This window comes from Shimia sp., from assembly GCF_049116215.1.
GTDB lineage: Bacteria > Pseudomonadota > Alphaproteobacteria > Rhodobacterales > Rhodobacteraceae > Shimia.
The window spans coordinates 1,089,117-1,107,876 of record NZ_JAGDZB010000001.1 but is presented as its reverse complement, the minus strand read 5'-3'; the positions used below and the strand labels follow the sequence as shown (position 1 = coordinate 1,107,876).

The 18,760-nt window shown below is 57.4% G+C and carries 15 protein-coding genes; 3 read left to right on the top strand and 12 right to left on the bottom strand.

The window, feature by feature from the left end:
- Positions 1 to 46: 46 nt before the first annotated feature.
- The 6 genes from JXR15_RS05245 to JXR15_RS05220 all read right to left on the bottom strand — a co-directional run bounded on the left by JXR15_RS05245 (position 47) and on the right by JXR15_RS05220 (position 6,668).
- The gene (locus JXR15_RS05245; protein ID WP_422052165.1) at positions 47 to 1,147 is read right to left on the bottom strand and encodes a flagellar basal body P-ring protein FlgI; all 1,101 of its coding nucleotides are present in this window, start codon (positions 1,145 to 1,147) and stop codon (positions 47 to 49) included.
- Between the two features lie 8 nt (positions 1,148 to 1,155).
- A complete protein-coding gene (locus tag JXR15_RS05240; RefSeq protein ID WP_422052164.1) occupies positions 1,156 to 2,166 on the bottom strand; it encodes a hypothetical protein in 1,011 nt (336 codons plus the stop codon).
- 2 nt (positions 2,167 to 2,168) lie between these two features.
- A complete protein-coding gene (flgK, locus tag JXR15_RS05235) occupies positions 2,169 to 3,623 on the bottom strand; it encodes a flagellar hook-associated protein FlgK (RefSeq protein ID WP_422052163.1) in 1,455 nt (484 codons plus the stop codon).
- Between the two features lie 40 nt (positions 3,624 to 3,663).
- Entirely contained in the window at positions 3,664 to 4,971 is a 1,308-nt protein-coding gene (locus JXR15_RS05230) for a flagellar hook protein FlgE (RefSeq protein ID WP_422052162.1), read from the bottom strand.
- Positions 4,972 to 5,069: 98 nt separating this feature from the next.
- Entirely contained in the window at positions 5,070 to 5,900 is an 831-nt protein-coding gene (locus JXR15_RS05225) for a flagellar motor protein MotB (RefSeq protein WP_422052161.1), read from the bottom strand.
- Between the two features lie 114 nt (positions 5,901 to 6,014).
- Complete coding sequence (locus tag JXR15_RS05220) at positions 6,015 to 6,668, bottom strand: lysophospholipid acyltransferase family protein (RefSeq protein ID WP_422052160.1); 654 nt, start codon at positions 6,666 to 6,668, stop codon at positions 6,015 to 6,017.
- A 293-nt stretch (positions 6,669 to 6,961) separates the two neighbouring features.
- Between JXR15_RS05220 and JXR15_RS05215 the strand changes: the two genes are divergently transcribed.
- Together JXR15_RS05215 and JXR15_RS05210 are read left to right on the top strand one after the other, a co-directional pair.
- Positions 6,962 to 8,725 (top strand): autotransporter assembly complex protein TamA, encoded by a 1,764-nt coding sequence (locus JXR15_RS05215; RefSeq protein ID WP_422052159.1) that lies wholly within the window; start codon positions 6,962 to 6,964, stop codon positions 8,723 to 8,725.
- The gene (locus JXR15_RS05210; RefSeq protein WP_422052158.1) at positions 8,725 to 12,153 is read left to right on the top strand and encodes a translocation/assembly module TamB domain-containing protein; all 3,429 of its coding nucleotides are present in this window, start codon (positions 8,725 to 8,727) and stop codon (positions 12,151 to 12,153) included. Before JXR15_RS05215 ends, JXR15_RS05210 begins: the two co-directional genes overlap by 1 nt.
- Before the next feature lie 6 nt (positions 12,154 to 12,159).
- Here JXR15_RS05210 and JXR15_RS05205 read toward each other — a convergent pair whose 3' ends face one another.
- From JXR15_RS05205 to JXR15_RS05190, 4 genes are all read right to left on the bottom strand, one after another.
- Positions 12,160 to 12,717 carry a TetR/AcrR family transcriptional regulator gene (locus JXR15_RS05205; RefSeq protein ID WP_422052157.1) on the bottom strand — a complete coding sequence of 186 codons (558 nt, stop codon included), beginning with the start codon at positions 12,715 to 12,717 and terminating at the stop codon, positions 12,160 to 12,162.
- A 163-nt stretch (positions 12,718 to 12,880) separates the two neighbouring features.
- The gene (locus JXR15_RS05200) at positions 12,881 to 13,498 is read right to left on the bottom strand and encodes a GNAT family N-acetyltransferase (protein ID WP_422052156.1); all 618 of its coding nucleotides are present in this window, start codon (positions 13,496 to 13,498) and stop codon (positions 12,881 to 12,883) included.
- A 43-nt stretch (positions 13,499 to 13,541) separates the two neighbouring features.
- Positions 13,542 to 13,823, bottom strand: a complete 282-nt coding sequence (locus JXR15_RS05195; protein ID WP_422052155.1) for a hypothetical protein — start codon at positions 13,821 to 13,823, stop codon at positions 13,542 to 13,544.
- Positions 13,824 to 13,969: 146 nt separating this feature from the next.
- On the bottom strand, positions 13,970 to 15,091 hold the full coding sequence (locus JXR15_RS05190) for a hypothetical protein (RefSeq protein ID WP_422052154.1): 1,122 nt from the start codon (positions 15,089 to 15,091) through the stop codon (positions 13,970 to 13,972).
- 90 nt (positions 15,092 to 15,181) lie between these two features.
- Here JXR15_RS05190 and JXR15_RS05185 point away from each other — a divergent pair, with 90 nt between their 5' ends.
- Entirely contained in the window at positions 15,182 to 15,589 is a 408-nt protein-coding gene (locus JXR15_RS05185; protein WP_422052153.1) for a hypothetical protein, read from the top strand.
- Between the two features lie 774 nt (positions 15,590 to 16,363).
- On the opposite strand, the gene tdh is transcribed toward JXR15_RS05185, so the two are convergent.
- Both tdh and JXR15_RS05175 read right to left on the bottom strand, forming a co-directional pair.
- Positions 16,364 to 17,395 carry an L-threonine 3-dehydrogenase gene (gene tdh / locus JXR15_RS05180; protein WP_422052254.1) on the bottom strand — a complete coding sequence of 344 codons (1,032 nt, stop codon included), beginning with the start codon at positions 17,393 to 17,395 and terminating at the stop codon, positions 16,364 to 16,366.
- Positions 17,396 to 17,409: 14 nt separating this feature from the next.
- Entirely contained in the window at positions 17,410 to 18,597 is a 1,188-nt protein-coding gene (locus JXR15_RS05175) for a glycine C-acetyltransferase (RefSeq protein ID WP_422052152.1), read from the bottom strand.
- Between the last annotated feature and the right edge of the window lie 163 nt (positions 18,598 to 18,760).

Here is an 18,760-nt window from a genome sequence, read left to right as displayed (position 1 = left end):
CATGCCCTAACATACCGCCTCTCGCGCCTGTCTGTATTTAGTGGCCTTAGCGCACTATGAACTCTGCATGCAGGGCTCCGGCCGCTTTGATGCTCTTGAGGATGTCGATCATGTCACGTGGGGCCACGCCCAGCGCATTCAGACCTTCGATGACTTCGCTCAACGACGTGCCCATCGGCACCTCCGCCAGGCCAATGCCCTCGTCCTCTTCAATGTCCGCTTCGGTGCGTGGCACCACCACGGTTTCGCCATCAGAAAACGGATTAGGTTGCACCACCAGCGGGGTTTCCTGAACCCTCAAGGTCAAGCCACCCTGTGAGACGGCAACTCGTGAAATGCGCACATCGTCACCCATCACAATGGTGCCGGAGCGTTGATCGACCACCACACGGGCCTTGCGTTCAGGCTCCACAGAGATGTTTTCAATCTGGCTCAATGCGTGGGCCGGAGAGGCCTGATTGGTGCGGTCAATGTCCACCTGAACGGTGCCCGCATCCAGCATCAGCGCCACACGGCGGCCATAGCTGCGGTTGATGGCTTCCTCAATCCGGTTGGCTGTTGTGAAATCCGGTTCCCGCAACGCCAGACGCATGTTTGTCAGCGTGGAAAAATCAAAATCGATCTCTCTCTCAATGCGGGCACCGGAAGGGATCACACCCGACGTTGGCACACCCTTGACGACACCACCGGCCTCGCCTTCGGCAGACACGCCCCCTGCGATCACTGTGCCCTGCGCGACTGCGTAGATCTCACCATCAGCTGCATTCATCGGTGTCATCACCAATGTGCCGCCCAAAAGGCTCTTTGCATCGCCAATCGCCGAAATGGTCACATCCACCGTGCCGCCAGCACGGGCAAAGGGCGGGAGTGTTGCGGTTACAAACACCGCCGCCACATTTTTGGGACGCATATTCTCGCCGGTGATGTTCACACCAAGGCGTTCGAGAATATTGCCCATAATTTCTTCAGTAAACGGCGCGTTCCGCAAGCCGTCTCCGGTTCCGTTCAGGCCAACCACCAAACCGTAGCCAACCAAATCGTTGCCCCGTACACCGTCAAATTCTACCAGATCTTTGATCCGGATCGGCGCTGCCGATGCCATCACCGGCATCAGTACGAGGAGCAGTAGCATTCTTGCTAAGCTCATGAAGTGTGTCATCTTACATAGTTCGCCAATGTCAGTTGGGAGAGACGGGCTGTGATCGTGTAGACCATCTCTAGTTGCACTTGAACGGCCTGTAGTTTGCCCGCCACTTCGGTTTGATCCGCACCGATTAAATCGCTCTGCGTCATCAACATTGAGCTGCGCGACAGCGAATTCTCCGCCATCACGTTCTCAACGCGTTCTTGGTTGAAACCCACATCCGCCCGCACACTGGTCAGATTGTCCTGTCCCGTCAAAAGCCGCTCGCCTGCGGTTTCCATCAACTGTTTCTGCTCACTCAGGGTCAAATTTAGACCTGTGTCCAAAGCCAAAGCCGCCAACGCGGAATCGCGCATGGCTTCGCGCAGCTCTGCGCTGTCAGCGCGCACATTGAAGTCCGCCGACTGATTGTCGTTCAGGCGCATCGGCGCTAGATCATTGGTCGAACCGACATAAGCTCCGGTTTCAAAGCCACCGCCTGGAGTCATGAAATAATCGTCCACGGCGGTCACAATGTCAGAAATGGTCACCGCACCTGCCACGGCCGCGGAAATCTGTGCCATCATGGTGTTACTATCAACCAGAGCTGCACCGTCGGTGGCAGTGCCGCCAAAAATGCTGCGATCAGCCACCCGACCGTTGAGCGCGCTGACAATCGCATCAAAATCGTTGCGCGCGCTTTTGGCCACGCTGACCACAGAGGCCGAAAGCCCGGATTCGGACGCGGACAAAAGATCACGTCCCAAGTCACCGGTCACAGTGTGAATTTGACCCAAGGTGGCCTGCGCCGTTTCCAGAAACAGCTCCGCGTCTTTTGTCGCAATGTCGTAGCCGTTCAACACAGTCAGCTGGCGCTCGACACCGGCCAACATATTGTAGTCGCCTTTCAGCGCCGCAGCCACATCCGCCTTGCGCCCGGAGCCCAGCTCATAGGCAAGCCTGTTGAGATCTTGTTTCACCGCTGTGGTGCGGCGCGTGTTCATCATATGGGACGCCATGTCCCCAATCGAAGTAATTGCCATTTTTACAACCTCAGCAGTTCCTGCATCATTTCATCCACGGCCTGAATAAGCTTGGCATTGGCCGCGTAAGACTGTTCGACAAGCATCAGCATTTGCAGCTCCTGATCGGTATCGACACCGTCAATCAGCTCCATTTCTTCAAGCGACGTAAGGCGGGCGTTGGCAAAGGCCACATCCTGATCACTCTGCACACGTGCACCAGAAATACTGGATAGAAACTTGCCGCTCATCTCGCTCATGGAGACCGCTTTGCTGCCATATCCACCGGACACGGGAACCACCTGCTCCTGCATGGCGTCCAACATCCGGTTCAAATGGGTTGCGTCCCCTGCGTCACCTGGAGCCGCAGCGCCAAGACCGTCGCGCAACCGCCAAGTTTCCCCAGCCCCGTCAAGGTCAACAAGATTGTTCAGCTCCAGACGACCCGCCAGGCCAACCTCATCGGCCACGTTGAATGCCAATCCCGCATCGGTGAACAGCCCTGCGTCCCCTGGTGCCAATGTTGGGTCCATGGCTGGGTCTTGATACCGTTCCACAAGGTTGCGGGCCGCTGCGTCCAAATCCGCTTGGGCTTGAACGCCAAACTCATCCCGGATCGCAAACTGCGCGCCAATTGCCCCGCCAGCCAGCGCGCCTTTGTCACTGTCGATTCGCATCGGATAACCGTTGATTGAAACACCGTTCAACAGGCCATTGGCCTCGGTCATATGCGGCTCAACCGTACCCACCTCGGTAAACTCAATTGTCGCCGCTTTGCCATCCAGCAAAACGGCCCCGTTGGTGGTGTACAGGGCAACAGCGCCACGATCACGAGGAGTCATGCGCACGGGCACAAGCTCCCCAATTTGATCCACCAACACTTGGCGCTGATCTTCTAATGCCGCAGTTTCCTGACCCTGGTTGATCGCCAAAGAAATCTTGCGGTTCACCTCTTCGGTCTGCTGCAGCAGACCGTTGAGATTTTCAATCATATTGCCAATATTTGTGTCTGCCTCAGTGCGCATTTTCTGAATGCCATCTGAGGCGTCGTTAAACGCATCCACAATCCGTTCTGCATCCTGCGAAACGTTGGCCAAGCGAATGTCGCTGTCCGGCGCACCCGTGGCCATCGCCAGTGAGCTTTCAAACGCGGCCATCACACCAGATAGGCTGGTTGGGTCTTCTGGAGTCCCCACCACTTTTTCCAGGCGATTGTAGAACATATTGGTGCCGGTAGCCAAAGCCGTACCGGCATCCGCCAAACGGCGCTCCGCAATCGTGACCGGGTTCACATTGCGCGTTGTGCCTTCCAACTTCACACCAGCGGAGTAGCCGTAAAGAGCAGCGGATTGATTGAGTGTCCGCCGCCCGTAGCCTTCGGTCATGGCATTGGAGATGTTGGAAGACACCACCTCTGCCCGGCGCGCTGAGGCCGTCAGTCCAGTTAATGCATTGGACAGAGCGCTTGAAATGCTCATGCGTATCCTTTCCGGCCTATGACGGCCTCGGCGCGGTTATTTAGCGTTTGATATTTGTGGTCTCTTGCAGCATCTCATCCACAGTCTGAATGACCTTGGCGTTGGTGCTGTAAGCCCGCTGTGTCTGGATCATGTCGGTCAACTCACCCGCCACGTCAGTGGCTGATTCTTCGCGGACGTAAGACAGGAGTTCACCAGATGGACCGGTGCCAGCATCCCACATGAAGTAAGGGCCACTGTCGTTGGACGGCACATACGTTTGGAAATCCAATGAGATGCCCATGCCATTGGGGTTGGGCACATCTACCAGGGGAATTTGCGCAATGGTCCGCGTGATCCCGGTGTCAAAATAGGCGTGCACAAAGCCGTTACTGTCCACCTCGACGGAGGTCATCGACCCAACCGGCGCACCGTCTTTGTCGATGTTTAGAGGGGCGTAATCATCGCCGAGCTGGCTCATGCCACCTTCGGTACCAATCATGCCGATATTGAACTCCAACGGACCACCAGCCACGTTGAGAATCGCACTGCCTGTCAACGGATCATAGGCACCACCGGGAGGATTAGACACCACAGCCTGAAGAAGACCACCCGTGGTGCGCCCATCGTCAAAAGTCATCGTGTAGTCACCGATAATCGCGCCACCAGAGGCGGAATCACGGATCACCATTTGCCATTCATTGGACGCACCCGCTGCTGGCACGGTTGGCGTAAACTCAATGCTCAACGTTTCTGCCTGCCCAAGGTTACCGTGATACTCAATGCTCAACGTTTCCATGGTACCGGCGGCACCGGCAACGGTAGAGGTTGCTGGCAAGTTCACACCCAGATCAACAGAAGTGGTTGGCGACCCAACCAACTGAGACGTCAAAAGACGCACAGGACTCAAGCCAGTATCCGTATCCCGTGGATAGTTTGGCACGGATCCATCCGCGTTGGCCGGCCAGCCCATCAATGCCAAACCACCTTCTGTCACCAGATACCCGTCTGCGTCTGGCCGGAAAGAGCCAGTTGTGGCCAACATCATCGGCGGGCTTGTATCACCAGCCTTGATAGCCGTTGCGGCGGTCACAGGAATAAAGCCCCGACCGCGAACCGCCAAATCGGTTGGATTGGTGGTGGGGGTCAGCGAACCGCCTTCATCAATCAAACGATAGGAAGTCGCCTGCACGCCCCCTGCGGAATATTTACCACCTTTGGCACCGGTCACCATCGACTGGAAATCAGTCTCAACCCGACGGTAACCGTAGGTCGCAGAGTTCGCGATGTTGTCAGAGATGGTCGCCAGACGGGTGGCATTGGCATTGAGCCCGGCCACTCCGGCATTAAGCGAAGAGGAAATCGACATGGTACGCCTTTCTGCTGTATCAATTCGGTCGTCGTCTGTTTGGTTACGACAATCGGAATTAACAGCGGCCTAACGGCGTACCATATTTCCTTTTAGCTTCAGCGATCCGATCTCAGCAGGATGATCTCAATCCTGTTGTTCCGTAGGTCCCGTGGCACATTGGACACCGGTTCACGATCTGCATGGCCGGTCACCCGTGCCACCCGTTCGGTCTGCAAACCCTGGTTTTCCATCAGCTTTCGCAGCTCATTTGCGCGAATCGATGACAGCTGCCAGCTTGGATTTTCCCGCACGGTGATCACGCTGGTACGCACATGGCCTTCCACCGCCACCTGGTTGGTCACCATATTGGACACTTCCGCAAGAACCTTGGCCAAATCCACCAGAATAGGCATCGGCACCGCGCTCTTTGGCTTAAACAAACGCTCGTCTTCGGAATCAAAGATCTCGATCACCAGACCTTCGTCGGTCAGACGAGTCACCACATGCTTGAGCACATTGTCGGCCAACAGGCTCTCGCCACCGCCGCCAATCAGCATGTCTTCGACTTTTTCAAAGTCCTGATCTTCGCCTTTGCTGCCTGGCTGTTCGAACTCAACCGGATCCGGGTTGTCCTTCAATGCCGTTGGCAAGCCGCCCACGCCAGTTTGCGACAGGATGTTGTGCTCCTGAACACTGTCACCGCCAAACATGGCGTTGCCGCCACCGGACACTTTGTTCAATGGCACCGTGGGGCTGAAGAATTCTGCAATCCCCAGCCGTTGTTGTTCTGTTGTCGCGTTGATCAGCCACATCAGCAAAAAGAATGCCATCATGGCGGTCACAAAATCCGCATATGCAATTTTCCACGCCCCACCGTGGTGTCCGTCGCCTGCGATGACCTTCTTACGTTTTATGATCACCGGAGCGACGTTGGAATTATCAGCCATCGCCATCACCTTTTTCTCACCCTGACACGACACCTAAACGGCAGCTCTTACCCCCGCCTTAACATATGGAATACATGAGAAATTTTAGGGATTTTCCAGAAACGGAAGACCCATCTAATCTGCCAAATATGCACTCAAAATTTGCATAAAATCCCGCCGGTCCAACCCGGCCTCAATCACTGGCCCAATCTGTACCTCTACGGTGCCCGGGAACTTCAACCAACTGCCATGCGGCCACACCGCGCCGGAGTTCAACCGGACCGGCACTGCTGGCACACCGGCCAGTTGATACAGCACGCCAACCCCTGCCTGCAGTGCATCCACGTCCTGACGACGTGTGCCGCTGGGAAAAATCACCAAACTCCGGCCATCTTTCACCGCTGCCGCCCCCGCACGAAACCCCGTGCGCATTGCATCCGCACCTGTCCCAGCCGTCACCGGAATATGGCCAAACTTGCGCACCACCGGGCCAAACACCGGATAGGAAAAAATTGGCGCTTTGGCGTACATCACCGGATGATCAAACAGCACTTGGAAAAACAAAGTCTCCCACGTGCTTTCATGCTGAGAGGCGATCAACACAGCCCCTTCGGGCAAGCTGTTCCGCCCCTCAAGCCGAAACCAGATGCCGCACACATTGCGCAGCAGCCACAACAGCACCCACAGATAGCGATCCACAATGGCGTAGACTCTCTGGCGTGCCCCCCACATCGCCGGCCAGCACAGCAAAAAAGGCACCGCCACAAGACCGGCCAGCCCATAAAACAAAAGGCTTCTCAAAAAAACGACGGGAAGAGACTGTTGCAGCCTATGCATAAGAATTCTCAAGACAATGTGCTTCTGTCATACGCTGAGATCCGCACTTTGCAAAGCACACTGTCGCTGATCCTGTGTGAAGTATGCGATTGCCGTATGGCCACGGACTCACGCTTGGTCTAGTCTGCCGTTACGAGGCAACAATCTGCCTGTTGCCTTGGCATTTTGAAGAGTTTTTGGCGCGCATGGGGGATGCTTTGCAGACAGGCGCACGACGGGTCCTTTTTTCTGGCAAGGCCACGCTGTTGGTCACGACCCTGTGCGCCGGGCTGGCCCTGCCTGCACAGGCATTTGACATTCAACTGACCACCTCAAACGGCGACGAAGACCTGCAAGAACGCTTGCTGGCCGCAACCTTGACCTCTGCCGCCAAAGAAGAGGGCAGCAGTGATCCGCAGGACATCATCGCCGCCGCCCAATCCGATTACCGCCGCCTGGTCAGCACCCTCTATTCCATGGGGCACTTCAGCCCAAATGTGTCCATCCGCGTGGACGGGCAAGAGGCGCACAACATCTCGCCCTTCGCCACCAAATCCTCGGTTGGACAGGTGGTGTATCAGATTGATCCCGGCCCCAACTTCAAGTTTCGCAAAACCGAAATCGCCCCCATTGTTCCAGCCACGGAACTGCCGGAGGGGTTTGCCCCCAACCAACCCGCCAGCCTGCCGGAAATCGAAAACGCCGCCCGCGCTGGCGTGGACGGCTGGCGCGATGAAGGCCACGCCAAGGCCAAAGTCAGCGACCAGAGCATCACTGCAGATCACCGCAAGGCCACGCTGGACGTCGATCTGACCATGGATCCCGGCCCCAAGCTGACCTTCGGCAAGCTGATCTATGAGGATCAATCCAACGTCCGCCCAGAGCGCGTGCGTGAAATTGCCGACCTGCCGGAAGGCGAAACCTTCAGCCCGAAATCTGTGGCCCAAGTCACCTCCCGTTTGCGCCGCACAGAAACCTTCCGCACCATCGACCTGCGCGAGGCCGATGAGCCCAATCCAGATGGCTCGCTGGATATGGAGCTGGCGCTGGTGGACAACCCGCCCCGCCGGTTTGGCTTTGGTGCGGAACTCGAAAGCCGCGACGGCTTAAGCCTGTCGGCCTATTGGATGCACCGCAACCTGCGCGGCGGCGCGGAAAACCTGCGCTTTGATTTTGCGATAGAAAACCTCGGCGCCCAAAACAGCGGCGTGAACTACCGCCTTGGCACGCTTTACACCCGCCCTGCCACGTTTGGCTCCAACACCGCGCTGACGCTGGGAGCAGAGCTCAAGCAGGAAGACGAAGACCTCTACTGGCTGCGCAGCCTGTCCTTGGGCGTTGGCGTGAAAACAATTCATTCAGACCGATTTGAAACCACCGCTGGTCTAGGGCTCTACTTTTCTGACGTGGACGACAACTACGGCAAACGCCAACTGCATCTGATTGGGGTGCCGGTGACCACGAAACTGGATCGACGCGACAACATCGCCAACCCGACCCGTGGCTACTACATCGAAGGCAACGCCTTTCCCTACTATGGCTATGCCGAGGCAGACAGCGCTCTCTACCTCAAAGGCGATCTGCGTGGCTATCGTGGCTTTGGGGCCGACAACGGTTTCATCGCCGCGGGCCGGTTGCAATTTGGCACCATCCTGGGTCCCTCCATCCGCAATACTCCACCCGACCTGCTGTTCTATTCCGGCGGCGGCGGCACGGTGCGTGGTCAGCCGTATCAGTCCAACTTTGTGACCGTAAATGGCATCGACAGCGGCGGCCTGTCTTTCCTTGGCCTCTCCGGCGAGATGCGGGTGAAAATCAACAACCACTTCTCCGCCGTGGCCTTCTATGACGCTGGTTTTGTCGGCGAGAAATCGGACTTCAGCGGCGACGGCAAATGGCACTCGGGTGCCGGTCTGGGTGTGCGTTACAACACCGGCTTTGGCCCACTGCGGCTTGACCTCGCCGCGCCTGTAGAAGGCGACACTGGTGATGGCCTGCAACTCTACATTGGGATTGGACACGCGTACTGATGCGGTTTCTTGCTGTTATCCTTTGCCTGCTCTGGCCCCTGACGCTTTCTGCCCAAGACGCGGAACAGGCGGAGGCCAGTGACGAAGACAAAGGCATGCTGACCAATTTCCTGGAAGATGCCCTGTCCGGCGAAGGCCGCACGGTGGAGGTCATTGACCTCAAAGGCGCGATCAGCTCCAACGCCACGGTCGAAGAGATCCGCATGTCAGACGCCGATGGCATCTGGCTGACCATGCGCGGCATGACGCTGAACTGGAACCGCCTCGCCGTGCTGCGTGGCAACATCAACATCAACGAACTCAGCGCCAACGAGATCATCCTCAATCGCGCCCCCGCGCCCAACCCGAGCGCGCCGCCCACCGCAGAGGCCACCCCGTTCTCGTTGCCGGAGCTGCCGGTCAGCATCAACATTCAATCCCTAAAGGCAGACCGTATCACGCTGGGGGAGAGCTTTTTGGGGGAAGAACTCAATCTCTCCCTCACCGCCCGCCTGATCCTCGAAGGCGGCAAGGGCGAAGCGTTGCTTTCAGCCGCACGCCTGGATGGTCCAGCAGCCCGTTTTGCTTTGGACGGAGCCTACTCCAACGAGACCCGAAATCTGCGCGTGGACCTGCAAGTGCACGAAGACGCCGGCGGGTTGCTGGTCACCAAAGCCAAAATCCCCGGTGAACCGCCCATGGCGCTCACCGTATTGGGCGAAGGTCTGCTGGACGACTTTATCGCCGACATTCTGCTGACCAGTGATGGCGAACAACGTCTTGCCGGCTCCGTCGAGCTAGCCACCGAAGCCGGTGCCACGCCGGAAGACACGCCCACACAGGTGGTGCGCGCTGATCTTGGCGGCAACATGGCGCCGCTTTTTGCACCGGACTACAAAGATTTTCTCGGCGAAAACATCGGTTTCAGCACACTTCTGCGCCGCTTTGGCGATGGCCGCATCACCTTGCAACAACTCTTGCTCAGCTCCCGTTCTCTGAATTTGAACGGCGAGATGGCGATTGACGCAAACGGGCTGCCAGACAGCTTTGATCTGGACATCCAGCTGCGAGACGAAACCGGCAAGCCGGTGTTGTTGCCGCTCAAAGGCCCCAAAAATTACCTGCAAAATGCTGAACTGGCGGCGAAGTTTGACCACGCATCCGGAGACCGCTGGACCCTGAGCGGCACGGTGAATGACCTTAAAACCGACACGCTTACGTTGGCGCGTGTGGCGCTGTTTGGCGAAGGCACATTGCAGGAAGAGCCCAAACCTCGTGTCGACGCCCAGATTCAGATGGGCATGCGGGGGTTGGAATTGTCTGATCCTGACCTCGCCACGGTTGTTGGGTCAAATGGCGGTTTCCAGGGAGATGTGGTTTGGGAAAAGGATGTTGGGTTGACGCTGTCCAACTACAGGCTGCGCACAAACAGTCTTGGATCAAATGGCACAGTGCACGTCAGCGGGAAAGGCCAAGACCTGACGGTCGACACCGACGCCACACTCAACGTCGACAACATCTCTTTGTTTTCTGCATTTGCCAAACGCGACCTTGGTGGCGCGCTGGCCGCCCAGCTTAAGGGAATCATTCTGCCGGTGTCGCAGGGTTTTGACCTCACGCTCAGCGCCACCGGCCAAGACCTCACAATCGCTGACCCGCGTGCCGATGCATTGTTGGCGGGGACCAGCTCGGTGTCCCTGTCCGCCAAGCGCGACGAAACTGGCATCACCGTACGCGACGCAAACGTAAATACTCCACAGCTCTCCGCCGCAGGGGCTGGCACCCTTGCCAGCCAAAACAGCGACCTCACTTTTGAAGCGGCTCTCAACGAGGTTGCACTGGTGCTCGAAGGCATCAACGGCCCCGCCACCGCCAAAGGCCGCGCGGTGCAAACCGGCGCCGATTGGGCTTTTGATCTCTCGGCCACGGCCCCTGCGCAAACCACCGCCACCATCCGGGCCACCCTGCCAAAATCTGGCAACGGCGCGGCTGACATTGATCTGGAAGTGGGCCAAGTGCAGGTCTTTGTGCCAGAACTGCCTGGTAAGGCGCGCATCCAAGCCTCCGCAGAGCAGGCACCAAACGGCTGGAAGGTCGATTTCAAAGGAACCGGCCCCTTTGACACCAAAGGCGCCGGCCAGGGTCTGATCGACCCTTCAGGCAACGCCAATGACATCTCCGTGGCCGGCACCGTGCCGCTCGCCGCAGCCAATATCTTTTTGCAACCCAACTCCATTCAAGGCATCGCCAATTACGATCTGCGCCTCAAAGGTGCGCTCGGACCAGAGGCGGTCACAGGCACGGTCTCACTGGGTGGCGCGCGATTTGTGCTGCCGGATTTGCGGGTGGCGTTTGAGGACATTCGCGGCACTGTCGGCCTCAATGGCCGTGCAGCGGACCTCAACATCACCACACAGTTCTCCGGCGGTGGCCAGATCGGCGTGAACGGCAGCGTCGCCCTCGCGCCGCCGTTCTCCGCCAACCTGCCAGTCACCCTGACTGACATCATTATCCAACAGGGCCAGCTGCTAAAAACCGAGGTGGATGGCACTATCACCCTCTCCGGCCCGCTCACCGGCGGCGGCAACATCGCCGGCAACATCGTGCTCGGTAAAACCGACATTCACGTCACGCCGGTTGGTCTCGCAGGCGCAGGGCCGATCCCTGAAATCCGCCACATCAACGAGCCGTCCAAAGTGCGCCTGACCCGCGACCGCGCGGGACTTATCGCAAAGGAAAAAAGCGGTTCCTCGGCCCCGCCGTTTGGGCTCGACATCAACATTCAAACCGGCGAGCGCATCGCCGTACGTGGCCTTGGCTTAAATGCGGACTTCAACGGCGGTATGCAAATTGGCGGCACCACCAATGACATTCGCCCCAATGGCGAGATCGACCTGATCCGCGGCCGCCTGTCCTTTCTGTCCAAAAACTTCGAACTGGACGAAGGCCGGATCTCCATGCTGGGCGATCTGGTTCCCACCATGCGCGTGGTAGCAATCTCGGATCAGCCGGACGCCACCATCTTTGTGATCCTGGATGGCCGTCTCGACGATCCTAAAATCGAGCTCGAAAGCGACCCCGACCTGCCCGAGGACGAGGTGCTCTCGCAATTGCTGTTTGGCCGCGACCTCTCCAGCATCTCCGCCCTGCAAGCCGCGCAACTCGCCGCTGCCTTAGCGCAACTCTCCGGCGCAGGCCCACAGGGCCCGCGTTTGGGTGAAAACTCCGGTCTAGATGACCTTGGACTGACCTTTGACGAATCCGGCACACCCGGTCTGCGCGCGGGCAAATACATCAATGAAAACGTCTACACCGAGGTTGGCGTTGACAGCAAAGGTAAGAGTTCCATCAGCCTCAACCTCGACGTAAGTGACAACCTTACTGTGAAAGGCAAAGTAGGCTCGGATGACGACACCGGCATCGGCATCTTTTTCCAGCGCGACTACTAACGCGTCTTAGGCGTCTTTGCGCAGCCCATGCAGACAAAGGTGGTGCACCTGCGCCCGCATCTCCGGCGTCAGCGTCACCCCAAGCGAGCGCTGCCACTTCAACGTGTTGCGAATGCCGCCGCCAATGAAGCCGCCAAACAGCCCAACATCCCCTGCGATCACCCAACCCTCGGCCTGCAGCTGACGCAACAGCTCCGCAATGAAGTCGGACGTCCGTTTGAAACTGTCGAGCACCTCTTCGCGCGGCAGCAACGGTACGTTGGACAGATACTCATGCAAGTCCGCGTTGTTTTCATTAAACCAGACAAAATCAATTTGCCGATCAATAAAAGCCTTGAGCCGATCCTGCGCCGGTTGCTCCGGATTGTCCCCCGTCACCAGCGCATTTTCGACAATCACGCCAAGCTCTTCATACACCGCTCGGATCAGCACATCTTTGTTTTCGAAATGATTATAGAGCGAGCCGGTGGCAACGCCAGCCTGCTTGGCAATCTTGCTCATCGACGCTTGTGTGCCATGTGCCACCAACATAGCTGCGGTGGCGTCTAAAATCTTCTCGCGCATTTGGCTCGGTGTCCCGTTGGCTTACGTTTTTTGGCGCGGTGAATATGTGTTCACTTTGCGCCATGCACCCTAGGATGGCCGGACAGCGCAAACAAGACTTTCATCTTTCCCCATGAAACATTGAGTGATGTATATTGGATCCCAATATTGAAGAGAACTACGCCTATGACCGCCCCATCCAAACAGAGGTCTCCGAAAACCGCCCGTCAGGCTGGCGCAGCCGTGTAAACCCCATGGCGCGCCAAAAAGCGATACCACCGTCATTTTTGGGATCAGCCCCAATATGCACCGGCCCAACGCCCTGCGCTTGGGCCGCTTGCAGCCATGCGTCAAACAAACGCCGCCCAAGCCCGCCGCCGCGGGCCTTTGGCATCAGGTTCATATGCATATGCGCCGGATGTGGCGTGACCACATAGTCCGGCGTTGGCACGGGATTGTGCATCCAATCCACCCGCCGCTCATCTTCGGTCCACCGCTCCCGCCTAGCCGCATCCGGCGCCGGATACCGCTCCCGCAACGCGGGCCACCACGCGTCTTCAAGCTGCGCCTCAAACACGCGGCTGTCCACCACTCCACAGACATAGCCCTCTACCTGCCCGTTGATCTCCACCACAAACGCCAATTCCGGCGCCAAAACCACGTAAGGCGCCGTGTAAATATGTCCAAGCATGTTGGTGTCTTGATACAGAGGTGTGGCATCGTTCCCGGCTTTGCCGGTTTGCACCACCACCTCATACAACCGCTCTTGATCAGCCTGTGTTGCTTGCCGGATCACACCCATGCCCTGCCTCCTGAAACGCAGGGCTGTGCTACCACGAAAACACCTATTCAGCGAGCCTCTTAGGCGCCCAGCGCTGAACCGCGCCAATCGCGGCACCAATCACCACACCCAGCCCATAGGCACCAGGTCCCCCCAGATCAAACCGGAAATCCAAAATAAGGCCTTCCGGAACATACAGCCCATAGGCAAGCGCTGGCACAGCCGCCAGCAACAACAACATGAAGCCGCCGACAGGGTCCTTGCGGTTGATATTTTTCATCACCAACTGTGCCCCGATGGCTGCAGGGAGCGCGATGACAAGGATGACATAAAGGGCAATGAGCATATTGAAGTCTCCTCTATCGGAGCAGTGACAAGCGCCTTTTCTTTGGCTGCTCGGAGGCGGGACCGTGTCCTCTCTCCTCAATCCGTAAATGGGGGCGCGACACCCCAATTTCAATGGTACGCTTGTTAAATTCCGCGCGCGTCGGCTCACTCCCGCCGAATGATCCCCGTAATCGCCGCCGCGCCAAGCGCCGTGACCAGCCAGCCAAACCCTTCCAAGACCCACGTCATGGCCCACGCCACGGTGCCAAGCTTTGTGGCGGTGGTCGCCGTCCATGCGCGCTGCTGCCCAAAATCAATCAACGGAATAAACACATCCGCCGCATAGGTCATGGCGGCAAAGGTCTCATAGTGCTGCCCAATCGCACTGGCCTCCCAGGCGGCCCCGATTTGCTTGGTCTCCTGCGCCAAAATCTCACGCCACGCCTCAGAGGTCAAAATGACCTCCGAATTTGGCACCATGCCACCAAAGTTCCACACAAACAGATAAAACAGAGCAAACACCGTGATCACCCCACCGGCCCAAAACGCCGCCCGCTGCGGTGCATAGCCATAGCCGATCAAATGTCGCAACACCAACGACCACACCGGCAGAAATTTGACCTCCCACCAAAGCACATTGATGCGATCTTGCAGTGCGTTGTGGTCCTTTGGCTCCGGCTGCGCATCTCGCTTCTTTCTCAACACGTCCAGCTCCGCCAGACCCCGTCGCTGACGGTCCCTCGCCAACAGACGCTCCTTTTCCATCTGCACTTGCCGAGCCTCCGCCTCGTGGCCCATGGCCTTGAGCACCTCAGCCAACCGCCGCAACGGTTGCGGCGAAAATTCTCCTTCCCGCGTCGAGGAGATTTGCACCCACTTGAGGCGCTGCTTGATGGGGCCTACCCGCGCCAAATGCTCATAGGAAAACCCATCGAGATTGAGTTGACCCGCCTGGGGCCAACTTTCCAATTTGTCGTTCAAAGTGTCGCAAGTGGCATCGTTAAGATGAACAACACCTTGGATTTCTTGTGGCTTCCAGTAAATCGATTGTGCCTTCAGTCGTACGGCCTCAAGCGCAGGCCGCACCAAAGTCTTTGTCCTATGCTCAACCCCGTGCAATGCGCAGTCCTCAACCTCAAATTTGCCCCCAATTTTGACACCGGCAAGCAGGACGCCGCCGATAATACGGCTCCCGGAGCGCAAGGAAACATTGCCGGTGACTTCCATAGCCTCCGCGTTCAAGGCCCAACGCTCAAGCCTGTCTGCTTCGGTTGGAATGTGAGTCATTGTGCTCTGCTTAACATTGAGGTCGCCAATCTTTGCGCCCCGAAGACTGACCTCTCCTTCCGCTATAAACCCGCCATCCAGAAAAACACCATGCCTGACAGTCAGGTTTTGCGCGAACAGCGCAAAACCCACCGGGTTTTTAAATTTACTATTTGTGCAGCTCATCTGAGCACAAATTTCGGCACTCGCAAAACTCACCTCACCTGTCGCGCAAAAACCCCGCCGCAAGAACACAGAACCAAGTACTTTGACCCCTTGTGCAAACAGCGCACTTCCACCTTCATTGTCTATTTGAGCTTGATCGAAGTCGAGATTTCCACCAATTTCACTTCCGGCCAAGCGTACCTCTCCTCGAGCACAAAACCCGTGGCGCAGATAGACACTGCCAGCGACTTTTGCTTCCTCCGCGAACAGTGCATAGCGATCGATCTTTCCTTCTTCTACGTTTTCCGGATCTTGCTCAGGGAGAGACAACGAACTTCCATCGCATTCGAGTGAGCCGCCTATCTTAGCTCTGCCCAAGCGCACTTCCCCGATCGCGTGAAAACCTTTTCTTAGAAGGACGCTGCCTGAAAACACCGCTCCGTCGGCGAACAATGCGTAACCATCTGCATTCTCAAATTGACTGTCTGAACAGTCAAACGTTCCTTCGATTTTTGCATCTGAAAAGCTAACCTGGCCTTGGCTTCGAAATTTATTTCGCAGATGTACGCTGCCCGAAACCTTGACGCCTTGCGCGAACAGCTCTTTGATCCAGCTCCCTTCGAGGCTCAGGAGTTGAAATCGTGTTTGGGCCGCACTTATCTTATTGTCAAATCGGCATCCGGCAAGAAAGGTCTGCCCCCGCGTTGTCGCAAAGTCTAACTCAAGCTGGCCGGTGACATAGGCGCAGCAAAGGTCGACCCCAGATTCGTCAACCTTCCAAGCCTCGCACCCACCCAAAATCAGATACCTCAGCAACTCCGCCTGAACCGTCACCTCCGGCGATGGTTCGTCCGGTCTCTCTCCGGCATTCAATACAGTGCGCACGCCCGCCCGACAGTTCTCCATCAGCTGCCATTCCACGTCACTGATCTCGCCAGTGTCCTTCAACTCCAAGATCTGCTGATAGGATGTTATCCGTGCCATTAACCCGCCTCAGTTGTGTCGCGCCACCATGCGACACAACCAAAACTGGCTCAAGCCCTGCGATCCCTCACAGTCTCAACGCTTTCTCCTTCCCCAAATATCCTGGGGGAGTCCCATCACCGATGGGACGGGGGCAACGCCCCCTCAGGTGGTCCAATCCAGCACAACCTTGCCCGACTTGCCGGATTTCATCGCCGCAAAACCGTCTTTGAACTGCGCAACCGGCATCTGATGTGTGACCACCCGACTAACATCCAAACCATTCTGCAACATAGCAATCATCTTGTACCAGGTCTCAAACATCTCGCGGCCATAGACGCCTTTGATGGTGATCGCCTTGAACACAAAGCGGTTCCAATCCACCGGCGACTTGCCCGGCGGAATGCCCAAAAGCGCAATCTTACCGCCCATCACCAGCGCCTCGACCATCTGATCCAGCGCCATCTGCGAGCCGCTCATCTCAAGGCCCACATCAAAGCCTTCTTTTAGGCCCAGCTCATGCATCACGTCTTGCAGATCTTCACTGGCCACATTCACCGCCCGCGCATTGGGCACCACATGCTCCGCCAACGCCAGCCGGTCCGGATTGATGTCGGTGATCACCACATGCCGCGCCCCCGCGTGTTTCACCACCGCCGCCGCCATGATCCCAATCGGCCCGGCCCCAGTGATCAACACGTCCTCACCCAGAAGATCAAAGCTCAACGCCGTGTGCACGGCATTGCCCAGCGGGTCCAAAATCGCCCCGATTTCATCTGGAATGTCATCTGGCAAAGGCACCACATTAAACGCCGGCAACCGCAAATACTGCGCAAAGGCCCCCTGCACATTCACGCCAATCCCGCGTGTGCCCGGGTCGAGGTGAAACTTCCCCGCCCGCGCCTGTCGGCTTTCATGGCCAATGATATGCCCCTCACCGGAACAGCGCTGACCAATCTCAAGCCCATCCACATTGCGGCCCATCTCGACAATCTCACCAGCGAACTCATGACCGGTGATCAATGGCACCGGCACCGTTGCGCTGGCCCAATCATCCCAGTTCCAGATGTGAATATCCGTGCCACAAATCCCGGTCTTGTTGACCTTGATCAGCACCTCATCCGGCCCAATCTCCGGCACCGGCGCCTGCACCATCCACAGACCTTCCTCAGGTTTGGATTTCTCCAGTGCGGTCATGGTGTTTGGTTTGCTCATGAGACAATCCCCAAGACCTTGCCCACCTTGCCAAAGGCCGCCAAGGCCCGGTCCAACTCATCCCGCGTAAGCGCCGCATTCATCTGCGTGCGAATCCGCGCCTGCCCACGCGGCACCACCGGGAAAAAGAAGCCCGACACATAGACCCCTTCCTCAAACAACTTTGCCGCCATCTCCTGCGCCAACTGCGCCTCGCCCAGCATCACCGGAATAATTGGATGCTCGCCCGGCAGGATCTCAAAACCCAGCTTCTCAAGCCCAGCCCGCCAATACTGCGCATTCTCGCGCAACCGCGCCCGGTCTTCGGCACCGTCTTCGACCAAGCGGATCGCTTCCAATCCCGCCGCCACAATGCTGGGCGGCAGCGAGTTGGAAAACAGATACGGCCGCGCCCTTTGGCGCAGCAGATCAATCACCGGCTGCGGTCCAGCGATGTAACCGCCAATCGCCCCGCCCAGCGCCTTGCCCAAAGTGCCGGTCAGAATATCCACATCGACGCCAAAATGATCCGGTGTACCGGCCCCATTAGGCCCCATAAACCCGGTGGCATGACAGTCATCCACCATCACCACCGCGTCGTATTTCTTGGCCAAACGTGTGATCTCAGGCAGATTCGCCAGATACCCATCCATCGAAAACACGCCGTCCGTGGCAATCATAATATGCCGTGCGCCCTCGTTGCGCGCGTGCTGCAACATCGCTTCCAAATCCACCATGTCATTGTTGGCATAGCGATACCGCTTCGCCTTACACAGGCGGATGCCGTCAATGATCGACGCGTGGTTCAGGCTGTCCGACACAATTGCGTCTTCCTTGGTCAACAGCGGCTCAAACAACCCGCCATTAGCATCAAAACAGGCGGCAAAAAGGATCGAATCATCCTTACCCAAAAAGCTTGCGAGCTTCTGCTCCAATTCGCGGTGAATGTCCTGCGTGCCGCAAATAAACCGCACCGAGGCCATGCCAAACCCGCGCGGGTCCATCGCATCCTTTGCGGCTTCAATCAGCGCCGGATTGTCCGCCAATCCCAAATAGTTGTTGGCGCACAGGTTGATGACCTCCCGATCCCCCACTTGAATTTCGCCACCTTGGGGTGACGTGATCATGCGCTCTTTTTTCATCAGACCCTCGGCCTCAATGTTGGTGAGCGTGTCGCGGATGTCGGTCAAGAAAGCGTCTGACATGGGAGTTCTCCATAATGATGGACGACCCTCTACCATAACGGATTCACGTCCGTGAAGGGGGAATGCGTTATAGCGGACAAAAATCCGAAATTCAGGATCCACCTTAAACCCAGACTACCATAGAAACGCCAAAACCGCCCGGCCGATAGGTCGGTCTGCACCC

Bases quoted from the DNA above. Each gene is read 5' to 3' on its own strand.
- JXR15_RS05205 (WP_422052157.1), bottom strand. From the start codon at position 12,717: ATGCGCGAGAAGATTTTAGACGCCACCGCAGCTATGTTGGTGGCACAT.
- JXR15_RS05210 (WP_422052158.1), top strand. From the start codon at position 8,725: ATGCGGTTTCTTGCTGTTATCCTTTGCCTGCTCTGGCCCCTGACGCTT.
- JXR15_RS05190 (WP_422052154.1), bottom strand. From the start codon at position 15,091: ATGACTCACATTCCAACCGAAGCAGACAGGCTTGAGCGTTGGGCCTTG.
- JXR15_RS05185 (WP_422052153.1), top strand. From the start codon at position 15,182: ATGCCTGACAGTCAGGTTTTGCGCGAACAGCGCAAAACCCACCGGGTT.
- JXR15_RS05195 (WP_422052155.1), bottom strand. From the start codon at position 13,823: ATGCTCATTGCCCTTTATGTCATCCTTGTCATCGCGCTCCCTGCAGCC.
- tdh (WP_422052254.1), bottom strand. From the start codon at position 17,395: ATGACCGCACTGGAGAAATCCAAACCTGAGGAAGGTCTGTGGATGGTG.
- JXR15_RS05200 (WP_422052156.1), bottom strand. From the start codon at position 13,498: ATGGGTGTGATCCGGCAAGCAACACAGGCTGATCAAGAGCGGTTGTAT.
- JXR15_RS05225 (WP_422052161.1), bottom strand. From the start codon at position 5,900: ATGGCTGATAATTCCAACGTCGCTCCGGTGATCATAAAACGTAAGAAG.
- JXR15_RS05175 (WP_422052152.1), bottom strand. From the start codon at position 18,597: ATGTCAGACGCTTTCTTGACCGACATCCGCGACACGCTCACCAACATT.
- JXR15_RS05230 (WP_422052162.1), bottom strand. From the start codon at position 4,971: ATGTCGATTTCCTCTTCGCTTAATGCCGGAGTGGCCGGGCTCAATGCC.
- flgK (WP_422052163.1), bottom strand. From the start codon at position 3,623: ATGAGCATTTCAAGCGCTCTGTCCAATGCATTAACTGGACTGACGGCC.
- JXR15_RS05245 (WP_422052165.1), bottom strand. From the start codon at position 1,147: ATGAGCTTAGCAAGAATGCTACTGCTCCTCGTACTGATGCCGGTGATG.
- JXR15_RS05240 (WP_422052164.1), bottom strand. From the start codon at position 2,166: ATGGCAATTACTTCGATTGGGGACATGGCGTCCCATATGATGAACACG.